Origin of the sequence: Candidatus Aegiribacteria sp., assembly GCA_021108005.1 — a bacterium.
GTDB lineage: Bacteria > Fermentibacterota > Fermentibacteria > Fermentibacterales > JCC-6 > Aegiribacteria.
This window is the reverse complement of sequence record JAIORS010000138.1, coordinates 1-1,236: the sequence shown is the minus strand read 5'-3', so window position 1 is coordinate 1,236 and position 1,236 is coordinate 1. Positions and strand designations below refer to the sequence as shown.

Sequence of the window (1,236 nt, the reverse complement as noted above, 5' to 3'; positions counted from 1 at the left end):
TAGACTCACTCCTGCCTTTTTTTCTAACTTACTCACTCCTCAGTGCATCCACAGTGTTCATCCTGGCAGCCTTATTTGCAGGATACGCTCCAGCGATCATACCCACGATGACCGATACGGCAAATCCAATAATGATCAGCTCGACAGGAAATGCGTAAGGTAACGCCATTAAACTCTGTGCACCATATGCACCCAGCACACCCAATCCTATACCCAGCAATCCACCAATCACACTCAAAACCACTGATTCGATAATAAACAGCAACAGGACATTGATATTGGTGAAACCCAGAGATTTCAGTATCCCGATCTCACGGGTGCGCTCAGTTACTGATACCAGCATGATATTCATGATACCGATTGAGCCCACGATCAATGCTATCAGTGCAACAGACGTGAGCAATGCAGTCAAAGCTGCAGCCATTTGGTCTGTTTGCTCAAGGATCTCAGCCTGGTTGAAGATTGAATAGGGTTTGGCATCATCATCATCCATGTCCCTTGATGGTACTCCGAAATGGCGGCCAAGTTTTTGATCCAGGTCATCAGAAGTCGCCTCTATTGTATCCATACTGGATGCCATTGCAAAGAAACTGCCATAATCATCTTCTCCATGTATCTCATTCCAGGTCGAAATCGGGATGAATATGCGTTCATCCAGGACAATATTGTTTATGACCAAGGTGGTCTTAGAGCTCTCCAGTATTCCCTTTACTTTAAATCTTTGAGTTATTTCACTCCCGTCATCCTTTTTAAAAGTAATATCAATGGAATTCTGGGTGAAAACCTTGCCGTCAAATTTTTTATAAGCTACATCATTTCCTATAACTGCAACATATTTATCATGGTCATTGAGGAAACTTCCATCTTCCAGCTTGATATTGGCAACCGTTTCATATTCTTCTGATACTCCTCCGACGATCAAGTGTCTGGAGGTAGATAGATGGTTTACTTTCTGGAGCGATTGTTTGATAGGTGAAACAGTGACAATACCCGGTGTATTCTCGACAAGTTCCAGTTCATTATCATGGAATATATCCGGTTCCAGATGGTTTATGATAATGAAATTTGAACCAATGGACCCGAGCTCTTCATCGAAATATTGCTGGAAACTGGCACCCAGGGATACATTAGCGATCACTGCAGCCACACCGATTACAATCCCAAGGGTAGTGAGGATAGACCTCATCTTGGCACTTCTTATGCTTCCCGCAGCGATACGCAGGGACTGTACAAAGT

Annotated in this window: 1 protein-coding gene; it reads right to left on the bottom strand. The window is 43.5% G+C overall.

Going from position 1 to position 1,236, the window contains the following annotated elements; translation table 11 throughout:
* Positions 1 to 28: 28 nt before the first annotated feature.
* Positions 29 to 1,222, bottom strand: coding sequence for an ABC transporter permease (locus K8S15_08335; protein MCD4776040.1), 1,194 nt, complete (start codon positions 1,220 to 1,222; stop codon positions 29 to 31).
* Between the last annotated feature and the right edge of the window lie 14 nt (positions 1,223 to 1,236).